Raw genomic sequence first — 18,341 nt, forward strand, 5'->3', positions numbered from 1 at the left:
TCATTCGTGCTGGCCACCCGGGCACTACTCCTTCTCCGCCCTCGACTCAATGAATCATCCAGTATGCCTGACTCGACCTACTTTGACAGAGAGAGCCCTGCTGCGTATGGGCTCAGCAGGCGTGGTCTCGGTGCGAACAGGTGATGAACGAGGTGCTGTGTCGAGTTGCTCGTCAAGGGCCACGCTGGGGCGCCACAGGCCGGTGCGTTCTGCGTCCAGACCGTTGAGCTGCATAAGGCTGTCTGCACGGACCGCCCACGATGAGCCGTTTCCTTCATCAGGGTCCGTGATCAGCAGCCGTACCGCGCCCGACAACTGGTAAACGTACTGTTCCCTGGGAACCGGGATCTTTTCGGGCAGCGACAGGTGGGCCCGGATGATGCGGCTCCCCGCCGGCTTGACGAAGCCCGACACCAGATGCCGGCCGGGCGCGGCGAGCGGCGACGTTGCCGGGGGCGCGGTTTCCGTGTCCACCGCGAAAACGATCTCGGTGCCGCGCAACGGCAGGCTGCCCGGGAGCGGGTCCATGCGCATGCCGCCCTCGCGGATGAGCCCCTCGGCACGCAGTTCCTCAAGGGCAGGTGTCACGAGGCCGCTGTTGGTCATCCGGCACTGCTCAAGAGGCGCCCACGCGACAGTACGGTTCTCGGTCACGATGCCGATGAGAACGCGACGGTCATTACCCTTCGTCTCGCACCGCACACGCAGGGCGTAGCCCTGGCGGGCCACCATGTCGCGAGTGATCACACCGTCGGGCCCGAAGACCCACTCAATATGACCTTCCTTGGCCCCCAGACTGTCTGCGGCCTTGCGCCAGCTCCGGTAGTCCTCCGGATGCAGTTCGAACCGAAGGTGCTGTTCCGTGGCGCGTAGCCAGAAGTCCACTGCGTCGCCCGGGCCGTGCCCGAGGCTGCGCAACTCGGCCTGAGCCGCGTGCCCTTGGTTCGCCAGCCACCGGGTCACATGCACCTTGATGAACAGGTGGTCGGCGCTGTCCACGCCGTTGGCGGTGCGGTGGCATACCGCGCGGTCTCCGTGGCGGTCCGGGTAGTGGGAGAAGTGACAGACCTTGGTCTCGTACCGCTTGGTCATCAGCTTTTCCCCGCAGCCGCCGAGGAGCGTGCCGCACCAGAAACGGTCAGTGCCGAACTGACGACGGAACTCGTCCAGGTTGTGCGGTTCCTCGGGGAGGATGACGGGCTGGTCCGAGTCCCGTCCCCCGATGACTGCGGTCTGGACGAGACGGGTGTCGATCTGCGGCACCTTCAATCCTCCGAAGCAGACGTACGACAACATGCAGGCAAGGCAAGTGAATTGAGGATGGACTCCCCCATGCGATCGCACAACATGCGAAGTGTGACTTGGAGGGCCCAACGGATCGGACGGAGTTTGCTGCCGGGGTCCAATACTTTGGTGTATTCGAGGCCCTGACCTTTCGAGGCCAGCGTTTCCCGCCAGGCGGTCGAGACCGTTGCTGTCCGAGAGGTCCGCTTCGCCCGCTGTGCTGAACCGTCTAACCTGCGGAACATGATTCGTGCTGTGGTGTTCGATGTCGGTGAGTGCCTCATTGATGAGACCCGGGAGTACGGGACATGGGCGGACTGGCTGGGAGTGCCGCGGCACACCTTCGCGGCCATGTTCGGCGCCGTCATCGCGCAAGGGCGCGACTACCGGGAGACCTTCCAGGAGTTCCGGCCCGGGTTCGATCTGACCGAGGAGCGGGAGAAGCGCGCGGCTGCCGGGCAGCCGAAGTGGTTCGGCGAGGGGGACCTGTACCCGGACGTCCGGCCGACGCTGGCCGCGCTGCGCGAGGCGGGGCTGTGGGTGGGCATCGCCGGGAACCAGACCGTCCGGGCCGGCGGCCTGCTGCGGGAGCTGGACCTTCCGTCCGACATGGTCGCCACCAGTGACGACTGGGGGGTGTCGAAGCCGGACGTGAGGTTCTTCAAGCGCGTTACTGAGGCGACGCCCGCCGAGCCGGGGGAAATCCTGTACGTCGGTGACCGGCTCGACAACGACATCCGCCCGGCCGTGCAGGCCGGGCTTCTGACCGCCCTGATCCGGCGTGGGCCCTGGGGCACGATCCAGCAGCGCGACCCGGACGCGGACGCGATCACGACGATGCGTATCGACTCGCTCGCGGAGTTGCCGGAGAAAGTCGCCAAGTTCAACGCTGAAGGGCGCTGACCATCGTCCCCCAGCTGTAGAGACGATCATCGAGGTCCCACACGCACTGCTTGTTCTGCCACGGGGTGAGCGTGCGGCGGACCTCGCGGACGCGGCCTATGCCGGTGGCGTACCAGGTGATCGCCAGTTGATCGAGAGCCTGGATGGCGTAGCGGCACGCTTCCTCCGGCCTTCCGTCGGCGGCTTCGACCGCGGCGAGGTCGCCGAGGACGACAGTGCGTTGCTTGTCCGACTCGGGTGGCAGGCAGTCAGCTGGACGGTACTGCGGTCTTGCGGCGTGTACCTCGACCAGTTACACCAGTGACCTTCGCACCGCGTCGGCCAACGAGGTCGCACGCACATCATCGGGCCCCCCGATGATGTGGTTCATCACGTAGCCGAAGGCGATGCCGTGCTCCGGGTCGGCGAAGCCGAGTGAGCCGCCTCGGCCCGTGTGGCCGAAGGCGTTCGGGCCGGTCATGGGGTTGGCTTTGGTGGGCAGCATATAGCCGGTGCTGAATCGGCTTGGGATCAGCATCACCTGATCTTTCCCGCCGACCTGCTCTCTGGTCGCTGACGCTAGGGTTCCCGGGGTGAGCAGGCGAACGCCGTCCACCTCGCCGATCAGCGCGGCGTACATGCGTGCCAGTGCGCGTGCGGTGCCGATGCCGTTGGAAGCTGGGAGTTCTGCGGCCTGCACCTCCGGTGAGCCGAAGTCAATCTCGGCGGGGGCGGTGACCGCGTACGCCCTGTTGCTGAAGGAGTGCGGGTCGCGCCAGGCGGCGACCAGCTCGCGGAGTTCCTCAGGAAGCGACTCGGCGGGCACGGTGGTGAGGTCGACGTCCGGCCGCCGGTACACCAAGCGACTAACTCGATCGCGTTCACCCGCCGGCAATCCGATGAAGAAGTCCAGCCCGAGGGGGGCCGCGATTTCTTCGGCGAAGAAGCGGCCCGGCGAGCGGCCGGAGACTCGGCGGATCACCTCGCCGACCAGCCAGCCCCAGGTCCGGCCGTGGTACCCGTGAGCCGTGCCCGGAGTCCACAGGGGGCGCTGGGCGGCCAACGCTGCTGCCATCGGATGCCAGGCCAACGCCTCCTCCAACGGCACTGGCTGATCCAGCGCGACCAAGCCAGCCTGGTGGGACAGGAGCCAGCGCACTGGGATGTCCGCCTTGCCGTTCGCGGCGAACTCCGGCCAGTACTTCGCCACCGGCGCGTCCAGGTCCAGCGCACCGCGCTCGGCCAGCATGTGCGCCGCGGTCGCGGTCGCTCCCTTGGTCGCCGAGTAGACCAGTTGCAGCGTGTCCCGTGTCCACGGACGACCGGTTTCGGGATCGGCGACGCCGCCCCACAGGTCCACCACCAGCTGGCCGTACTGATACACGCACACCGCCGCGCCGATGTCCCCGTGCCGGGCGAAGTTCGCCATGAACGCCTCACGCACCGGTTCGAACCCGGGCGCCACCTCACCATCGATCGTCGTCATGCCGCTCATCCTGGCAGTCTGGCTGCCCTCCCCAGTGGGGCGGGCTCGCCCTCGGCGCCCAATGCAGTGCCTGTCAGGCCGCGACGGGTAGTGCCTGCAGACGCTCGCGGAACTCCCGGACAGAGGGAACGGACTTGTACGGTTCGAGCCGCGCGGAGAACTCCTTCAGGCGGTCCAGAGCCCGTACGGAACTGACGCTGTCCTCCAGGAGCCCGACGCCGTGGTTCGCGGCGTCCAGCGCTCCCTCCAAGTCACCGCCGGTGAGCCGCGCCTCGGCCAGGCGGCTGGACCGTACGGCCTTGTCCCGGGGAGCCGCGCTCTCCACGGAGGTCTGCAGGGAACTCGTCGCGCGCTCCACCTGGCCCGAGCGCAACAGGACCTTGCCCTCGGTCGACCTCAACTGCGCCTCACCGAACCAGTTGAGCCAATCCGGGTTCTCCTCCGCTATGTGGCGCTCCCAGAGGGACGTGGCGCGGTTCAGTGCCGTTCCGGCCTTGCGGTGGTAGCCGTCGCGTGACAGCGCCTCGGCCTTGTGCAGGTAGAGGAAGGATTGGGTGCAGGACGACAGCGAGTGGGGAGCGTTGTCGATGGCGGTCGAGATGAGGTCGACCCGCTCGGCGGTGCGTCCGGCCTCGGAGACATGCACTCCCATCTCCGCGAGGATGAAGGCGCCGAAGGCGTCGTCCCCAGCGGTACGGGCGCTGCGCAGGGCGCCGACGTAGTAGCGCTGGCCGGCGGATCGCAGACCGGCGTCGTAGGCCATCCAGCCGGTCAGGTGCGACACCCGGGCCGCCAGCGCGTACAGGCGGATGCGGACCCTGTCGGTGTACCGCCCACCGCTGAGGAGACCGGTGACCAGGGCGAGATCACCGCGTGCCTGCTCCAGAAGCCGAGCGCCTCCGAGCTGGTCGTCGAGCGTGCGGAGGGTGCAGATACGCTGCTCGATCGTCGAGACCATCGTGTCCGTGACCCGGTCACCGTTGAGCGCCGAGGCGAAGGCGGAGGGCGCGTCCACCCAGCTCGCCGCGAGCCCCGTCAAGGCGGTGCCGGTGATGGTGAGAAAGCCCCGGCGATCCATGCGGCCACTCCCCACCAGATCGGACAGCGCCTCGACCGTGCCGGCCTCGGTCCACGGAGCGGTGAGCCCCGTCACCTCCCAAACGGGGAGCCATCGGGGCCATCCTTCCGCGCGCACCTGTTCGTCCGGGACACGCAGCAGGTCGGCGAGGACACGCTGGGCATCCGCGTCCGGCTCCTGTCCCTGTTCCCACTTCCATACGGTCGTCCGGTTGGTCGCCAGGGGGATCCCGAGCGCCCTCCCGTGCTTCTGCATGAGCCGGGCGAATTCGGCCTTCCCCCACCCGCGCGTCTGGAGGACGAAGCTCAGCGGATGAACTGCTAACGGCTCACCAGGCACGTCATCACTCCCGTCATCCCCTCACGGCGTAGTTGGGAGGCTACTTCCCGTGTCCGTGTACGGGGAGGGCGTCCCCAGGAGAAACCCCCTAGAAACGTTCCGACGTGCGAGCTGGCGCCGTTGACTGAGTATCAGCCGTCCATGAGGCACGCCCAGGGCGCTCGCTCTCGGAACGGCTCCTCAGATCGGCGGCTCCATTCCCGTATCACCGTCGGGGATGGAGCCGCTCTCCAGCTCTTCGGAGGCGTCCGTCATGCCCACGCTCGTCCATCGGTTCGTCCTTGCGGGTACGGAAAGGGAAGTGCCCCTCGCCCGGCGCATAGTCGTCGACAAGGTGCGTACGTGGGGTGTGCCGCTGGATGAGGAGACAGTCGACGCCATCCGTCTCGTCGCCTCCGAGCTCATCACCAACGCCGTGGTCCACGGGAAGGGGCCGGTCACCATTGCGCTGTACCACCGGCCCGGTCGCTTGGTGATCGACGTCCTCGACGGCAATCCGTCGGCTCCGCAGATGGGTTGTGCCCAAGCCGACGACGAGAGCGGGCGCGGCCTGGCGCTGGTCGGCCTTCTTGCGGCGCGGTGTGCTTGGGAACCCTCCGGTCACGGGAAGCGCGTATGGGCGGAGATCGTGCTTCCCACGGCGGCACCTGCCATCCGCGCTGCCGTTCTGCGCAGGTTATTCGCGTTGCGGCCGAAGCGTGGAGTCGTAGCCGAGTCCAAGTCGCTCACCCTGGCAGTCGCGTGATGGGGCGGCACGCAATACGAGCGGCTCCGCCTCCTGATCCCGATGTGGTGTTCCGACCCACCCGTCGCGACATCGACCCCGTCACAGGGGAGCCCGCCGCCTACGCCCTGTGGGACCGCCATGAATGGCACGCGCGTGGTGAGTGCTGGCTGTGGTGCGGACGTGACGACGTCGAGGTCACGTGGATCGGTCCCGTCCGGTCGAGCGGTATGCACGCGGCCCTCTACGCCTGCCGCGCGTGTCTGTACGAACTGGACCAGCGCGTCCTGGAGACCAACATGCGCCAGGACGCGGACGTCCTGCCGATGAACGGCCGGGTTGCCCGGCCGCCGGTGTAGCGCTGCGGCTCATCGCGCCGCCCAACAACCGCCGCCCCACGGAAATCCACTTCTCCCACGGCCGTGGGGCGGCCACTACCTCCCGCCGGAGCCCTGGCGGGAGAACCGAAGAGGAAGGAGTACGAGGTGGCAGAGCGCACGACACCGCCTCCGGCCCGGAGCGGCCTCCTGGTGGCGGTGGAAGAGCTGACCGCCGTTCACGATCGGTACGACAGCCTCCGGTCCGACAACGCCGGAAGTTCCGGCGACGCGCCGTGGCCGGGCGGCGACGGCAACCTGCACGACAGCGAGTAGGCACCAAGCGGTGGGGCCGGCACGACTGGCCGTGCCGGCCCCACCGTGCCCGCATCACGTGGTCGAACCCATGGAGGACGCAGCGATGGAACATCGATTGATCAGCGCCATCGAGACAGCGCTCGGGTGGAGCGGAGCGGAGGAGCTGGGCAAGAGCTTCGTACGGGGGAGCATGGACGACCCCGCACTCGTCTCCCGCCTTCTGACTCCGAACCGCCTGCTCGACATCGCGATGCGCAGGAGCCTCAACCGCCCGCAGTTCCGGTGCTTCCAGAAGGGCGAGGAGGTGCACCCGGCCGTCTACTACACCGACAGCGTCAGCCCCCGGGGCCAGAGCATCCCCATGGTCAACATGCGCAGCCTCGGAAGGCTCCTGCGGGAAGGCGCGACGCTCATCCTCGACCAGGCCAACGTCTTCGATCCGACGATGGAGGTCGCGTGCCGGGCGTTGCAGTGGTGGTCCCACGAGCGCGTGCAGGTCAACGCGTACCTGACGACGAACGACGCCGCCGGCTTCCCCCTGCACTGGGACGACCACGACGTCGTGATCGTGCAGCTCGCGGGCGAGAAGGAGTGGGAGGTGCGCTCGGCCTCCCGCAAGGTCCCCATGTACCGGGACTCCGACCCCAACAACACCCCGAGCGACGAGATCATCTGGTCCGGCCTCCTGAAGGCCGGCGACGTCATGCACATCCCCCGAGGGCACTGGCATCAGGCGACCCGGACCGGCAGCGGCTCGGGAAAGAGCCTTCACGTCACGTTCGGCATCACCAAGCGCACCGGAGCGAGCTGGCTCGCCTGGCTGGCCGACTGGTGCCGCGAACACGAGATCTTCCGGCACGACCTGGACCGCTGGCACGAGCCCGACAGCGAGGCCCTGACCGAGGCCGCCACCACGCTGGTCGGCGAACGGTCTCCGGCCGATTTCCTGACCGCGTACGAGCAGGAGACGGCGCTGCCGCGCCACGTGCCGTTCCTCGACATCCTCGGGCCGCTCGACGGCGTGGTGTGCACCACCCACTTCCCTCCCCGGGTTCTGGAGAACGGGGAGACCGTCGACGTGGTGGCCGCAGGGAAGAAGCTGACCCTCACGGCCAAGGCCCTGCCCGCGCTGCGGACGCTGCTGAGCGGCAGGCCGGTCCCGCTGGAGCGGGCCGCGGCCGTCGTCGGGGCCGAAGTGATGGAGCTGGCCGAGATCCTGGTGAAGGAGGAGCTGTGCGCGGTGCTGACACCCGAGTTGTCCTCGGGCTACACCGGTCTCGTCACGAGCGCCGTCTCCTGACCGGAGCGCTTGATCTCGGTGTCACCGCGCTCGACACCAGCACCAACTACCGCGGCTTCCGCTCGCATCGGATCCTGGCGCGGACAGCCGGTGACCTGCTGCCGAAGTTCACGGTCTCCACGAAGGTCGGATACTTCCCGGGGCCGGACGGCGGGGAGCACTGCCTGGATCCCGTACGACTGCACGCGGCGGTGGAACAGGCGGCCGAGGACCTCGGGCGGGAGCCCGACCTGGTGTTCCTGCACAACCCGGAACACTCACTCCGTGAGGCCGCCCCGCATGATCGGGACGTGCTGGTGCAGGCGTGCACCGCCCTCGACGACGCTGCGGCGAAAGGACTGTGCGCCGCCTGGGGCGTCGCGTCCTGGAACCCGTCACTGCTGCTGAACCTGATCGACCCGACCGCACCGAGGCCGTCGGTCCTCATGGTCCGCGCCGGCCTGTTGGTCGGAGTCAGAACGCTCGATGCCGCGGACGCCCTCATCAAGGCATGGGACCTGGGCGACGGTGCGGTGTGGGGGATGAGCCCCTTCGGAGGCAGCGTCAGCGCCTCGGTGTGGACCAGGATCGACCCGCGCGCCTTTCTACGGGACAGCAGCCGGCTCTCCCGCGTGCAGGCAGCCTTCCGGGCCGCCTATCACCTCCCGCGGGTCAGCTCCGTTGCCGTGGGCACCGACGACCCCGCCCATCTGGGCGAACTCGTCGGCGCCCTGACCGGCGAGGTCGAGGAGCGGACCATCCAGGAGTACCGAAGACTCCTTCGTGACCGCTCGCAGGGTCAGCCCGCCTGAAGCTCCTCGATGACCTGCTCGGCCATGCGCCGCGCGGGTTCCAGCCGAGGGTCCTCCGGATGCGCGTACGGCCCGAGGATCTTCGAGCAGACGAACAACGTCATCAGCCTGCCGTCCCGGCTCTCGAAGTCGCGCCGGCGCTCCTGCCGTACGCGATCGGCCAAAGCGGGGACGGCAAGCGAACTCGCCCACAGTGAGGCGGAGTCCAGCCCCTGCGGTGCGTTCCCCCAGTCCTCCCAGTCGAAGAGACTGAACACCGGAGCGGTCACGTTGGCCCAGTTCAGGTCCGCGTGGGCCGGCACCCATCGCTGGACGGCCGTATCGAAGTCGCCGGAGAAGGCACCTCGGATGGACTCGGTGACCAGTTCCTGGGTGATGGTGTCGGTGTCCGGTGTGGCGACCCGCCTCGTCCTGTGAGCCGCCAGCGCGTCCAGCGAGGCGTTCAACGCCTCCCACCACTCATCCGACAGTTCCGGGGCTTCGCTCAAGGCGGCGCTTCCGACGGGAGCGGCCGGCAGGAGGCCGGTTTCGTCGGCCCGCCACATCGCCGGTCCATCCGCGTCCCGCCAGACCACACACCCCTGCCACGTCGGCTGGGCGACGCCTTCCAGACGGGCGGCACACTCGGTGCCGTTCCACCCTTGATCGGCGATCTTGTCGGGCGAGCGCCGCTCGACCCGGACCCAGGTATCGCGGTCTGTCCGGGCTCCCACGGACCGGCGCTTGCGCACCACCGTATCCGGGAGCAGGCGCACCTGGAGAGACCGCGCGACGCGATCAAGAACCTCGTCAACCGGCTGCACCCGTAGGTCAACAGCCTGACCCGTGGAGACCGAGAGCGTCATACACGCGACCGTAGCAGCGGGGCGGCGGGAGGCAGTCCGGCACGAGGAACCGGCGGCAACCGTCAGCTGCATCCATCCAGCACCTCACAGGACGGCGGCCCACATGAGCCTGTTCACCGGAACCACCGGGTACTACCGCCAGTTCCGCCCCGGCATCCCCGAAGACGTCGCCGCGGCCCTCGACCAGGCCGCCCCTGTAGTCCGGGTTGTGCGGTAGGTGGACCGGAGGCCGGCCTTGTTCGCGTGAGGGCGACGTGACCGTAGGGCGCCGGTAGCCGACTGGTAGGGGCCAGCTTGTGTTCGTCTTTCCCGCGGGGCCGTTCGTTGCGGTGAACGGCCCCGCGGTTGCTGGTGATTACCTGCGGTGTCGGCGGTGCTGGTCGACAGCGATGGAGACGGGTCCGAGTGGGGCAGCGTAGGGCGGTGAGTCCGTGGCCCGGGTGCTGTGTTGGGGGATCACCGTCACGTTGGCGGGCAGGTCGGCCATGCGTCGCAGACGCCAGACGAGGACGTCGCTGGCGGACTCGGCGGTGTGCAGTTCGCGCTGGGCGACGGCTTCGTGCAGCAGCGCTCGTGGGTCGTGGCCGGCCTGGTAGGCGTGCGTGATGGTGGCTGCCAGGGCGGGCCAGCCCGGTTCGCCGAGCACCCGCTCGGCGATCTGTGGCGCGGTGGTGCGCAGAAGGGTGGCGGACCAGTCGCGTACGGGCTGGGCCAAGCGCAGGCCCTGGGCTCGCAGGCGGGCCGTCGATTCCTCGCTGGCCGCGGCGTACGCGGCCTGGAGGTGGGTGGCGGCCTGCCGGGCGGCTGCGGCTTGCTGGGCGTGCTGACGCTGGGCGTGCCAGTGTGCGGCGGCGAGGGCGAGGAAGAAGAGCGTGTCGATCAGCATGGCGGTGGTGGCGCCGTCCTCGCCCCGGCCGAGTGCCGGGCCGCTGTAGACCAGGTCCCGGGCTGCGCGTCGCAGCTGCTGGCTGTGACGGAACTCTGCTCGAGTGTGGGAGCGGGAGGCCCGTTCGAACGCCCAGGCCGCTTCGCGTAGCTGCTGGCGGGTGTGGAGGGCGGAGGTCTTGGCGAGGGCGTCGAGGACCTCGCCGGTGGCGGCGATCTGCGCTGCCGCGGCGCCGTCGTCGCCGTGGTCGATTACGAGCAGGGCCGCCCATGCCGCGTGTGTGGCGGTGCGCCGCGCGGCGAACGGTGCGGGCCGCCGCGGGGGATGGTCCTGACGATGGGTGCTGTCCGGCGCCGCCGCGACTCCAGTCGCGTCGAACCGGTCCCGGATGCGGGGCAGGGACAGATCGGGGGCGAGCGTCGAGCCTGCGTAGAAGACCGGTTCGCCGTCCTTGTTGCGGTCGCCGGGCATCGCGACGGTGTAGCCGCGCAGGTCACCGGAGGGCAGCACGCTGGTGCGGACCAGAAGTCCGGCGGCCTTGAGCCGGTCGAAGAACTCGGTCTCGGTGGCGGCACCGGCCACCGCGCGGCGGACGGTTTCGCGCAGCTCCTCCCGCACGGTGCGCTCCCTGCCCTGGCGCTCGGCCTTGTGGCGTTCGGCGCTGGTGGGCCGCTTGGCGGCGGTGCCATCACCAGGGGTGACGCGGTGCAGGCCGTAGTCGGCTTCGATGAGGCGGGCCTCGGCCTGGGCGCGCTTGCCGGAGCGGTGGTGGTCCGGGCGGCGGCCGTCCTCCCGGACGAGGGTGGCGATGATGTGGATGTGGTCCTCGGCGTGGCGGACGGCGGCCCAGCGGCAGCCGGCGCCGTCGCCGGGGTCGATGCCGGTGGCGGCGACCATGCGGCGGGCGATCTCGGCCCACTGCCCGTCGCTGAGGACCGGGTCGTCGGGGGCGGCCCGCACGGAGCAGTGCCAGACGTGCTTGTCCGGGCGCTGCCCGGGGCCGAGGAGGGACAGGGGCTGGTCGAGGAGACGCTGGAGGTCCTTCTTCGTCACCGAGGGGTCGCGGCCGGGGTCGGGGGCCATGTTGTCGAAGGAGGCGACCAGGTGGGGATCGATGTGTTCCTCGTGGGTGCCCTTGCCGTACAGGTAGTGCAGTAGACCGAGGGTGTTGCTGCCCTGCTGGTGGACCCGGGGGATCAAGCCGCTTCGTCCTCCCGCCGGTTGGTGATCCTGTCGGCCGCCCGTTGGACGGCCTGCGCGGCGCGTCGCAGATCGGTGAGGGCGGCGGCGAAGTGCGGTGCTTCAGCACCGGAGTTGAGGGCCTTGGCGATCTGGTTGACGTTGCTACCGGCCCAGCCGAGCTGACGACGTACGCCGAACAGCGCGGTCAGGACATCGCGCTCGGTGGCGATGGCGGCTGCGGTGCGGGACTGGTCGCGGGCGGCGGCCAGGGCGGAATGGGCCAGGAACCCGGCCACGCTCATGCCGACGTGGTCGGCGCCGGACTGGATGATGGCGAGTTCGTGCTCGTTGAGGCGGACGCTGTGGGCGGGGCGCTGCTTTTTGTCGCGCGGGCGCGGCTTGCCCTTCCCGGCCCTGGCCTTGTGGCCGGCCTTGCCCGGCTGCGGTCCGCCCTCGGCCGCAGCCTCTTCTCCCGGCGTCCCCTGGCGTCGGGAGGACCCCGCCACCCCCGGGGCAGGGTCGGGTTCGGGCGCACCCCCTGCGGGGGAGTGTCCGGACCTCCAACTTGCTCCGCTTGGGGCCAGGCTGGTGGTCTTCGGACGCATGTCGTCGGCGGTTTCGTGCTGTGGCTGGTTCATGGACTCTCTGGGCGGGTGGTTTGGGTCATGTCTCGTGCTGTGGCCGGCGGGGCTTGCATGGAGGGAAGACTGGGGTGCGGGACGGTGCGGGGTGGTCCTGTGCTCCGGAGTGGGCTCAGGGCGGGGACCGGTCCCCGGTTCCTGTGGCTCATCACGTTCGGGGACCGCGTGCTGTCGATCGCCGGTTTGCTGATCCCGGAGAGGCGGGGGACACGTGGTCCCGGTGCCCGGCAATCGACTTACGGCTGCATCGCGGGACCGCTTTCCGCGGCCTTGTAGGGCGGTGACCTGCTGCTTTGCCGGGGACCGGTCCCCGTATCCCATAGGTCCGTTGGGGACCGGTCCCCGTTCGGGTGGCCACGGTCCCCGGATGGGACGCCCGGTCCCCGCGTGGTCGCTGCGTCGGTCCCAGGTGGTCCCCATGCCGTTGGGACCGGTCCCCGGTCCCCTGGCTCGGTCCCCGACGAGGCCGGTCCCCGATTCCGGATGACCGCGCGCTTCGGGTCTGGCCGTGCGGCGGCCGGACCTCATGGAAGGTCAGGCCGGGTGGTGGCGGCGTCGGTCGGGGCCGGCGAGGATGACGCGGTCGGTCATCTCGGCGAGGCGGGAGGCGACGCGGTCGCCGAGGGTGGTGCGCAGCTCGGCGGTGGGGAGGTTGGTGGTGATGAGGGTGGGGAGCAGGTGCTCGTACCGGTGGTTGATGAGCCGGTAGGTCAGCTCCTCGGTCCACTCGCTGGTCTTGGCCGCGCCGAGGTCGTCCAGGAGCAGCAGCGGGCAGCGAGCCAGGGTCTGCAGGTCGCGTTCGGCGTCGTGGCCGGCGCGGGGGCGCAGGCGGGCGTAGAGGTCGGCGGTGGTGGTGGCTTCCCAGCGCAGGCGGACGCCACGGGCGAGGAGCGCGCGGATGGCGCCGTATGCCTGGTGGGTCTTGCCGGTGCCGGTGGGGCCGGCGATCAGCAGTGAGGGGCCCTCCGAGATGCCGGGTGCGCCGGCCGGGCCAGGGCGTCCGGTGCGCGTGATCTCGTCGACCCAGGCGGTGACTTGGGGGTGGTCGGTGAGGGCGTTTCGGTAGCGGGCGGGGATGCGGGCGGCTGCCGTCTCCAGTGCGTTGACCGCTTCGTTCGGCGGGCCCGCTGCGACGGCTTCGGGGTCGATGCCGCGGGCGGTCAGGATTGCGCCGAGGCGAGCCATCGCCCGGCCACCGGCCTGCGGTGGGCGGGTGCGTGTGGCGGTCGTGGTGCTCAGAGTTCACCTCCGTAGGCGGCTGCGGTGTCGGCAGGATTCGTCCATGCCTGGTGGGAGGCGGTACGCGGGGTCGCGTTCATCGCTTCGTGGACGAGGCTGGGCAACACGCTCGGGTGCAATCCCTTGGTCCGGTGCCGGGTCAGTCCGGCTCGGATGTGGTCGGGGTCTATGCCTTCCGCGAGGAGAGTCCTGACCTCGCGCCCGAGGTGCCCCAGCACGCTGGAGGGCGGGCGCTCGGTGCACGCGGCGACGTATTCGCCGATGAGGACGTTCGCCGAGACGGTCTGGGGTGCGGGGGCGCCCGCGCCCCCCGAAGGGGTAGATCCTAGATCCCTGTTCCTAGATCCTAGATCCGGACCGTGAGGGCTCCCGGAGGGCTCAGTGAGTCCTCCCTGAGCGCGCGATGAGGGCTCCGTGAGTGGGGTCTGACCTGTGCTTTCTCCCGCTGGTGCGTTCTCCGACCTGCCTCCCGGAGGACTCACTGAGGGCTCCGTGACTCCTCCGTGTGTCACCGGTGAGGGCTCACGTGGGAGGCCCAAGTCGTGCTGGGGGCAGTCGGGGTGGCGTACTCCGCTGGGCCGGTTGATCTTCTGGTGGCGGTCGAAGGTGACGATGTGCAGGTACCGCTTCCCGTCGCCGCCCTCGTAGCGGCAGATCAGCCCGGCGCTCTGGAGCTGGCTGAGGTCGTCCTCGACGCCCATGGGGCCGTGACCCGGACGCAGGGACCACAGCAGGCCGGCGATCACCGCGGCCTGATCGCGGAACCGGCCGCGGTCGTCGGCCTGGGTGAGGAGCCCGAAGAAGGTCCGCTCGGCGGAGAGGGACACCATCGCAAGGGACTCGGAGTAGAACGCTTCGGGCTTGATGGTGCGGATACGGGCGATGTCGATCAACCACCTTCGTCACGGATCGGGGCGTTGTCCGGCAGCGCGCCGGGGTGTGGACAACACAGCCACACCCAGGGTGCAAAAGTCCAGAGTTGGTTCTAGAACTCTGTACTGATTGCGCTGGGCCGGAAAGACAGTAAACCCAGATCGCCGGTGAGGGAAATCGCTCCTGTAAAAACAGGCGTGCGGAGCATCGCTCACAGCAGACAGGTAAGTGCTTCCCACGCTTGGAAAAGCAAGCTACAACACACCAATGCCACCGCGACCCCTCGAAATCGGTCCCGCAGGACAGGCCGCCGCACGGACCATCGAGCGCCTTCGCGTAGCCCGCGGCTACTCGCAGCGCCAGCTCGCCGCTCGCGTCACAGCCCTCGGCCGGCCCATGACCTTCACCCAGCTCTCCCGCATCGAACGCCAGGTCCGGCGCTGCGACGTCGACGACCTCGTGGCCATCGCCACCGCCCTCGGTATACCCCCGCACGCCCTCCTTGGTGATGCCGGCAAGCCTCAGAAGGCGGTCGAGGCGGGGCAACATAGCCGACGATCGCCGGTTGGCCAAACCGGCGATCCTCCGGAGCATTGAGCATCCCGGAACGCCCGTCGTTCTTTCCGGGCCGACCTATGTCTATTTCGTGAGAGGAACTTCCCTCATCGGCTCCGCATAAAAGCCCCTGCCCCTCCTGGGAGGAAAAAGAGTCAGAAGTTACGTGCTGCTCTGACCGTGCCCGTGCGCAAGTGATCGGGTCGATATTCGCTGTCCCTGAAATCTCCACGGGCGCGACCTCGCATCTCACAGAAAGCCTTTCATGTCCACGCAACCGTTGCCAGCTCCTTTCGCCTCTCGCCCGGCCCCCCAGGCTGCGCGCGCAGCGTTCCTGACCGTGAAGGACGCTGCCGAGTACCTCGGCCTCTCACCGCACACGCTCTATGTCTGGCGGCACCGACGGCAGGGACCGCCCAGCTTCCGGATGGGGCCTCGCGGTCGCGTCATGTACCGACGGAACGCCCTCGACGCCTGGATCCGCGAACAGGAGCAGGCCGACTCCCGCTCCAACCCGGCTCTCAGCCCTCTGACCGCAGCACCGCAGCGCAAGTCCGGCGCCTTCCTCGACGCCTGATACGTCCCGCGCCGCAGAACGCCGCTCAGCCACCCATCGACAAAGGAGGCTCACCTGGCCGGCTACATAGAAGACCGATGGCTGAAGAAGCGTCCCAACCCGGAGACCGGCAAGCGCGAACGCACAGCCCTGTACGGCAAGTCCACTCGCTACCGCGTCAAGGGCATCCCCGGAGTCAAGGACCGGTCCTTCGACACGCTCCAGGACGCCAAGACCTGGCTCGCCCAGGCCCAGACCGACGCACGTCGAGGCGAGTTCGTCGATCCACGCGACGGAGCCATCTCCCTCAAGGACTACGTCTCGGCCCACTGGTGGCCCACCCAGAGCGGTGACCCGTCCACCCTGGAGCGCATCGAACAGCGGGTACGTCGGCACATTGTCCCCCACCTCGGCGCGCTGCCGCTCAACAGCGTCGGAACGGAAGCGCTGCGGAGCTGGAAGAAGCGGTTGGAGAAGGACCTCGGTCCCACCTCCATCCGGCTCGTCTGGGCGACGCTGTCCGGCATCCTGCAGGCGGCCGTCGAAGACCGCCGGCTCGCACGCAACCCCTGCCGCGCCAGTACGGTTCGACCTCCGGCAGCCGCTCCCGGGCGGGTCGAAGCGTGGCCGCCAGAGCGAGTGCTTGCGGTGCGTGCCGCTCTGCCGGAGCGCTACCGAGTCCTCATCGAGATCGGTGCGGGACTCGGGCTCCGGCAAGGCGAGGCGTTCGGCCTGGCCAGGGAGGACATCGACTTCGATCAAGACGTCGTCCGGATCCGACGGCAGGTCAAGATGGTGCGGACGAAGCTGTGCTTCGCACTTCCCAAGGGGCGCAAGGTGCGTGACGTGCCCTTGCCTCCCAGCGTGGCCAAGGCCCTGTGGCGGCACATCGACCTCTTCGCGCCCGTGCCGATCACCATGCCGTGGGACGACCCGAGCCCCCCGCAGACACCGGTGGAAGCCAAGCATCGCCGGCCGAGGACGTACAACCTCCTGGTGACCGGACGCGAGCACAAAGCGATCAACCGGAACTACTTCAACTCCTACGTCTGGAAGCCCGCTCTGGCCGAGGCCGGCGTGATCGCCCCGCTGGAGGAGAGCGCTCCGGACGGAGCCCGCGTGTGGGAGCCCTCGCGAGAGCACGGCTACCACGCCCTGCGTCACTTCTACGCCTCCGAGCAGTTGGAGGCCGGCGAGTCGGTCGTCTCCTTGGCTCGGTGGCTCGGCCACTCGGACCCCGGGTTCACGCTCCGGAAGTACGCCCACTTCCTGCCCCGCGCGGGCGCACGTGGCAGCGCCGCCATAGACGCCGTCTTCGGGTAGCTCCCAAGCGACTGGGAACAGCCCGGCCCCGGCCCAAAGTCCCAGAGAAGTCCCAGAGGCGCCGCCGCACCCCTTCCAGACCCGCATTCGCGCAGGTCACATAGGGTGCGGCGGCAGCCGTTGCTCAGATGTCCCGGAAGGTCTCGATCTGTGCCCCGATCGAGTTCAGCCGCTCCGCGAGGTCCTCGTAGCCGCGGTTGATGACGTACACGTTGCGCAGCACCGACGTGCCCTCCGCGGCCATCATGGCCAGGAGGACGACCACGGCGGGGCGCAGGGCCGGCGGGCACATCATCTCGGCGGCGCGCCAGCGGGTGGGGCCCTCGACCAGGACCCGGTGCGGGTCGAGGAGTTGCAGGCGGCCGCCGAGGCGGTTGAGGTCGGTCAGGTAGATCGCGCGGTTGTCGTAGACCCAGTCGTGGATCAGCGTCTTGCCCTGCGCGGAGGCCGCGATCGCCGCGAAGAACGGGACGTTGTCGATGTTCAGGCCGGGGAACGGCATCGGGTGGATCTTGTCGATCGGCGCCTCCAACTTGGAGGGCCGGACGGTGAGGTCCACCAGCCGGGTGCGGCCGTTGTCGGCGAAGTACTCGGGCGTGCGGTCGTGGTCGAGGCCCATCTCCTCCAGGACCGCCAACTCGATCTCCAGGAACTCGATCGGCACCCGGCGCACCGTCAGCTCCGACTCGGTGACGACGGCGGCGGCCACCAGGCTCATCGCCTCCACCGGGTCCTCGGAGGGGGAGTAGTCGACGTCGACGTCGATGTTGGGCACGCCGTGCACGGTGAGCGTGGTGGTGCCGATGCCCTCGACCCTGACGCCGAGCGCCTCCAGGAAGAAGCACAGGTCCTGGACCATGTAGTTGGAGGAGGCGTTGCGGATGACGGTCACGCCGTTGTGGCGCGCCGCGGCCAGCAGCGCGTTCTCGGTCACGGTGTCGCCGCGCTCGGTCAGCACGATCGGGCGGTCCGGGCGGACATCGTGGTCCACCACGGCGTGGTACTGGCCCTCGGTCGCGGTGATGTCGAGACCGAACCGGCGCAGCGCGATCATGTGCGGCTCGATGGTCCGCGTGCCGAGGTCGCAACCACCCGCGTAGGGCAGCTTGAAGTGGTCCATCCAGTGCAGCAGCGGCCCGAGGAACATGATGATGGACCGCGTACGGCGAGCGGCCTCGGCGTCGATGGCGTCCAGGTCGAGGTGGGCCGGAGGCACGATCTCCAGGTCGGTGCCGTCGTTGATCCAGCGGGTGCGTACGCCGATGGAGTTCAGCACCTCCAGCAGGCGGTACACCTCCTCGATCCTGGCCACCCGGCGCAGCACCGTGCGCCCCTTGTTGAGCAGTGAGGCACACAGCAGCGCCACGCACGCGTTCTTGCTCGTCTTCACGTCGATCGCGCCGGAGAGCCGGCGGCCGCCCACCACTCGCAGGTGCATGGGGCCCGCGTAGCCCAGCGAGACGATCTCGCTGTCCAGGGCTTCGCCGATGCGGGCGATCATCTCAAGGCTGATGTTCTGGTTGCCGCGCTCGACGCGATTGACGGCGCTCTGGCTGGTGCCGAGCGCCTCGGCCAGCTGTGCTTGCGTCCAGCCCCGGTGCTGCCGAGCGTCACGGATGAGCTTGCCGATGCGTACGAGGTAGTCGTCTGCCATGGGGTTGAGGTTATCTCAGATATGAGATGGCGCCTCTTGGGGGGTCCATTCGGGTGATGAGCCGTCAG

The 18,341-nt window shown here is 69.1% G+C and carries 18 protein-coding genes and 1 pseudogene; 9 read left to right on the plus strand and 10 right to left on the minus strand.

What is annotated here, in order from left to right:
* Positions 1 to 54: 54 nt before the first annotated feature.
* Complete coding sequence (locus ACWEK3_RS30630; RefSeq protein ID WP_453251073.1) at positions 55 to 1,263, minus strand: hypothetical protein; 1,209 nt, start codon at positions 1,261 to 1,263, stop codon at positions 55 to 57.
* Between the two features lie 264 nt (positions 1,264 to 1,527).
* Here ACWEK3_RS30630 and ACWEK3_RS30635 point away from each other — a divergent pair, with 264 nt between their 5' ends.
* Positions 1,528 to 2,187 carry an HAD family hydrolase gene (locus tag ACWEK3_RS30635; RefSeq protein WP_453251074.1) on the plus strand — a complete coding sequence of 220 codons (660 nt, stop codon included), beginning with the start codon at positions 1,528 to 1,530 and terminating at the stop codon, positions 2,185 to 2,187.
* On the opposite strand, the pseudogene ACWEK3_RS30640 reads toward ACWEK3_RS30635, so the two are convergent.
* From ACWEK3_RS30640 to ACWEK3_RS30650, 3 genes and pseudogenes are all read right to left on the minus strand, one after another.
* Positions 2,168 to 2,425 (minus strand): annotated as a pseudogene (locus tag ACWEK3_RS30640) (transcriptional regulator); the annotation flags it as partial. The gene ACWEK3_RS30635 and the pseudogene ACWEK3_RS30640 sit on opposite strands and share 20 nt — an antisense overlap.
* 54 nt (positions 2,426 to 2,479) lie before the next feature.
* Complete coding sequence (locus ACWEK3_RS30645; protein ID WP_453251100.1) at positions 2,480 to 3,652, minus strand: serine hydrolase domain-containing protein; 1,173 nt, start codon at positions 3,650 to 3,652, stop codon at positions 2,480 to 2,482.
* A gap of 73 nt (positions 3,653 to 3,725) precedes the next feature.
* On the minus strand, positions 3,726 to 5,069 hold the full coding sequence (locus tag ACWEK3_RS30650) for a transcriptional regulator (RefSeq protein WP_453251075.1): 1,344 nt from the start codon (positions 5,067 to 5,069) through the stop codon (positions 3,726 to 3,728).
* Positions 5,070 to 5,322: 253 nt separating this feature from the next.
* Here ACWEK3_RS30650 and ACWEK3_RS30655 point away from each other — a divergent pair, with 253 nt between their 5' ends.
* The 5 genes from ACWEK3_RS30655 (at position 5,323) to ACWEK3_RS30675 (ending at position 8,519) form a co-directional block, all read left to right on the plus strand.
* A complete protein-coding gene (locus ACWEK3_RS30655; protein WP_453251076.1) occupies positions 5,323 to 5,814 on the plus strand; it encodes an ATP-binding protein in 492 nt (163 codons plus the stop codon).
* Positions 5,815 to 5,861: 47 nt separating this feature from the next.
* Entirely contained in the window at positions 5,862 to 6,152 is a 291-nt protein-coding gene (locus tag ACWEK3_RS30660) for a hypothetical protein (protein ID WP_453251077.1), read from the plus strand.
* 126 nt (positions 6,153 to 6,278) lie between these two features.
* Positions 6,279 to 6,446, plus strand: a complete 168-nt coding sequence (locus ACWEK3_RS30665; protein ID WP_202282323.1) for a hypothetical protein — start codon at positions 6,279 to 6,281, stop codon at positions 6,444 to 6,446.
* 85 nt (positions 6,447 to 6,531) lie between these two features.
* Complete coding sequence (locus tag ACWEK3_RS30670; protein ID WP_453251078.1) at positions 6,532 to 7,728, plus strand: JmjC domain-containing protein; 1,197 nt, start codon at positions 6,532 to 6,534, stop codon at positions 7,726 to 7,728.
* The gene (locus ACWEK3_RS30675; RefSeq protein ID WP_453251079.1) at positions 7,662 to 8,519 is read left to right on the plus strand and encodes an aldo/keto reductase; all 858 of its coding nucleotides are present in this window, start codon (positions 7,662 to 7,664) and stop codon (positions 8,517 to 8,519) included. The genes ACWEK3_RS30670 and ACWEK3_RS30675 overlap by 67 nt, the downstream gene beginning before the upstream one ends.
* Here ACWEK3_RS30675 and ACWEK3_RS30680 read toward each other — a convergent pair.
* The 5 genes from ACWEK3_RS30680 to ACWEK3_RS30700 form a co-directional block, all read right to left on the minus strand.
* Positions 8,507 to 9,364: a hypothetical protein gene (locus tag ACWEK3_RS30680; protein ID WP_453251080.1), complete on the minus strand. Its 858-nt coding sequence runs from the start codon at positions 9,362 to 9,364 to the stop codon at positions 8,507 to 8,509. The genes ACWEK3_RS30675 and ACWEK3_RS30680 overlap by 13 nt on opposite strands.
* Positions 9,365 to 9,719: 355 nt before the next feature.
* Positions 9,720 to 11,450: a relaxase/mobilization nuclease domain-containing protein gene (locus ACWEK3_RS30685; RefSeq protein ID WP_453251081.1), complete on the minus strand. Its 1,731-nt coding sequence runs from the start codon at positions 11,448 to 11,450 to the stop codon at positions 9,720 to 9,722.
* Entirely contained in the window at positions 11,447 to 11,938 is a 492-nt protein-coding gene (locus tag ACWEK3_RS30690; RefSeq protein WP_453251082.1) for a plasmid mobilization protein, read from the minus strand. The genes ACWEK3_RS30685 and ACWEK3_RS30690 overlap by 4 nt, the downstream gene beginning before the upstream one ends.
* 669 nt (positions 11,939 to 12,607) lie before the next feature.
* Positions 12,608 to 13,258, minus strand: a complete 651-nt coding sequence (locus tag ACWEK3_RS30695) for an ATP-binding protein (RefSeq protein ID WP_453251083.1) — start codon at positions 13,256 to 13,258, stop codon at positions 12,608 to 12,610.
* A gap of 50 nt (positions 13,259 to 13,308) precedes the next feature.
* On the minus strand, positions 13,309 to 14,196 hold the full coding sequence (locus tag ACWEK3_RS30700; RefSeq protein WP_453251101.1) for a hypothetical protein: 888 nt from the start codon (positions 14,194 to 14,196) through the stop codon (positions 13,309 to 13,311).
* A 256-nt stretch (positions 14,197 to 14,452) separates the two neighbouring features.
* On the opposite strand from ACWEK3_RS30700, the gene ACWEK3_RS30705 reads away from it, so the two are divergent.
* The 3 genes from ACWEK3_RS30705 (at position 14,453) to ACWEK3_RS30715 (ending at position 16,619) form a co-directional block, all read left to right on the plus strand.
* On the plus strand, positions 14,453 to 14,782 hold the full coding sequence (locus ACWEK3_RS30705; RefSeq protein ID WP_453251084.1) for a helix-turn-helix domain-containing protein: 330 nt from the start codon (positions 14,453 to 14,455) through the stop codon (positions 14,780 to 14,782).
* 223 nt (positions 14,783 to 15,005) lie between these two features.
* Positions 15,006 to 15,317 (plus strand): helix-turn-helix transcriptional regulator, encoded by a 312-nt coding sequence (locus ACWEK3_RS30710; RefSeq protein ID WP_453251085.1) that lies wholly within the window; start codon positions 15,006 to 15,008, stop codon positions 15,315 to 15,317.
* Between the two features lie 627 nt (positions 15,318 to 15,944).
* Positions 15,945 to 16,619: a tyrosine-type recombinase/integrase gene (locus tag ACWEK3_RS30715; RefSeq protein WP_376496844.1), complete on the plus strand. Its 675-nt coding sequence runs from the start codon at positions 15,945 to 15,947 to the stop codon at positions 16,617 to 16,619.
* A gap of 124 nt (positions 16,620 to 16,743) precedes the next feature.
* Here the strand turns inward: ACWEK3_RS30715 and ACWEK3_RS30720 are convergent, their stop codons facing one another.
* Positions 16,744 to 18,273 (minus strand): helix-turn-helix domain-containing protein, encoded by a 1,530-nt coding sequence (locus tag ACWEK3_RS30720; RefSeq protein ID WP_390727908.1) that lies wholly within the window; start codon positions 18,271 to 18,273, stop codon positions 16,744 to 16,746.
* Between the last annotated feature and the right edge of the window lie 68 nt (positions 18,274 to 18,341).

This window comes from Streptomyces sp. NPDC004721 (genome assembly GCF_053601495.1).

Excerpts from the sequence above, each read along its gene's own strand:
- ACWEK3_RS30635 (WP_453251074.1), top strand. The coding sequence starts at position 1,528 with ATGATTCGTGCTGTGGTGTTCGATGTCGGTGAGTGCCTCATTGATGAG.
- ACWEK3_RS30645 (WP_453251100.1), bottom strand. The coding sequence starts at position 3,652 with ATGACGACGATCGATGGTGAGGTGGCGCCCGGGTTCGAACCGGTGCGT.
- ACWEK3_RS30655 (WP_453251076.1), top strand. The coding sequence starts at position 5,323 with ATGCCCACGCTCGTCCATCGGTTCGTCCTTGCGGGTACGGAAAGGGAA.
- ACWEK3_RS30670 (WP_453251078.1), top strand. The coding sequence starts at position 6,532 with ATGGAACATCGATTGATCAGCGCCATCGAGACAGCGCTCGGGTGGAGC.
- ACWEK3_RS30680 (WP_453251080.1), bottom strand. The coding sequence starts at position 9,364 with ATGACGCTCTCGGTCTCCACGGGTCAGGCTGTTGACCTACGGGTGCAG.
- ACWEK3_RS30695 (WP_453251083.1), bottom strand. The coding sequence starts at position 13,258 with ATGGCTCGCCTCGGCGCAATCCTGACCGCCCGCGGCATCGACCCCGAA.
- ACWEK3_RS30705 (WP_453251084.1), top strand. The coding sequence starts at position 14,453 with ATGCCACCGCGACCCCTCGAAATCGGTCCCGCAGGACAGGCCGCCGCA.
- ACWEK3_RS30710 (WP_453251085.1), top strand. The coding sequence starts at position 15,006 with ATGTCCACGCAACCGTTGCCAGCTCCTTTCGCCTCTCGCCCGGCCCCC.
- ACWEK3_RS30720 (WP_390727908.1), bottom strand. The coding sequence starts at position 18,273 with ATGGCAGACGACTACCTCGTACGCATCGGCAAGCTCATCCGTGACGCT.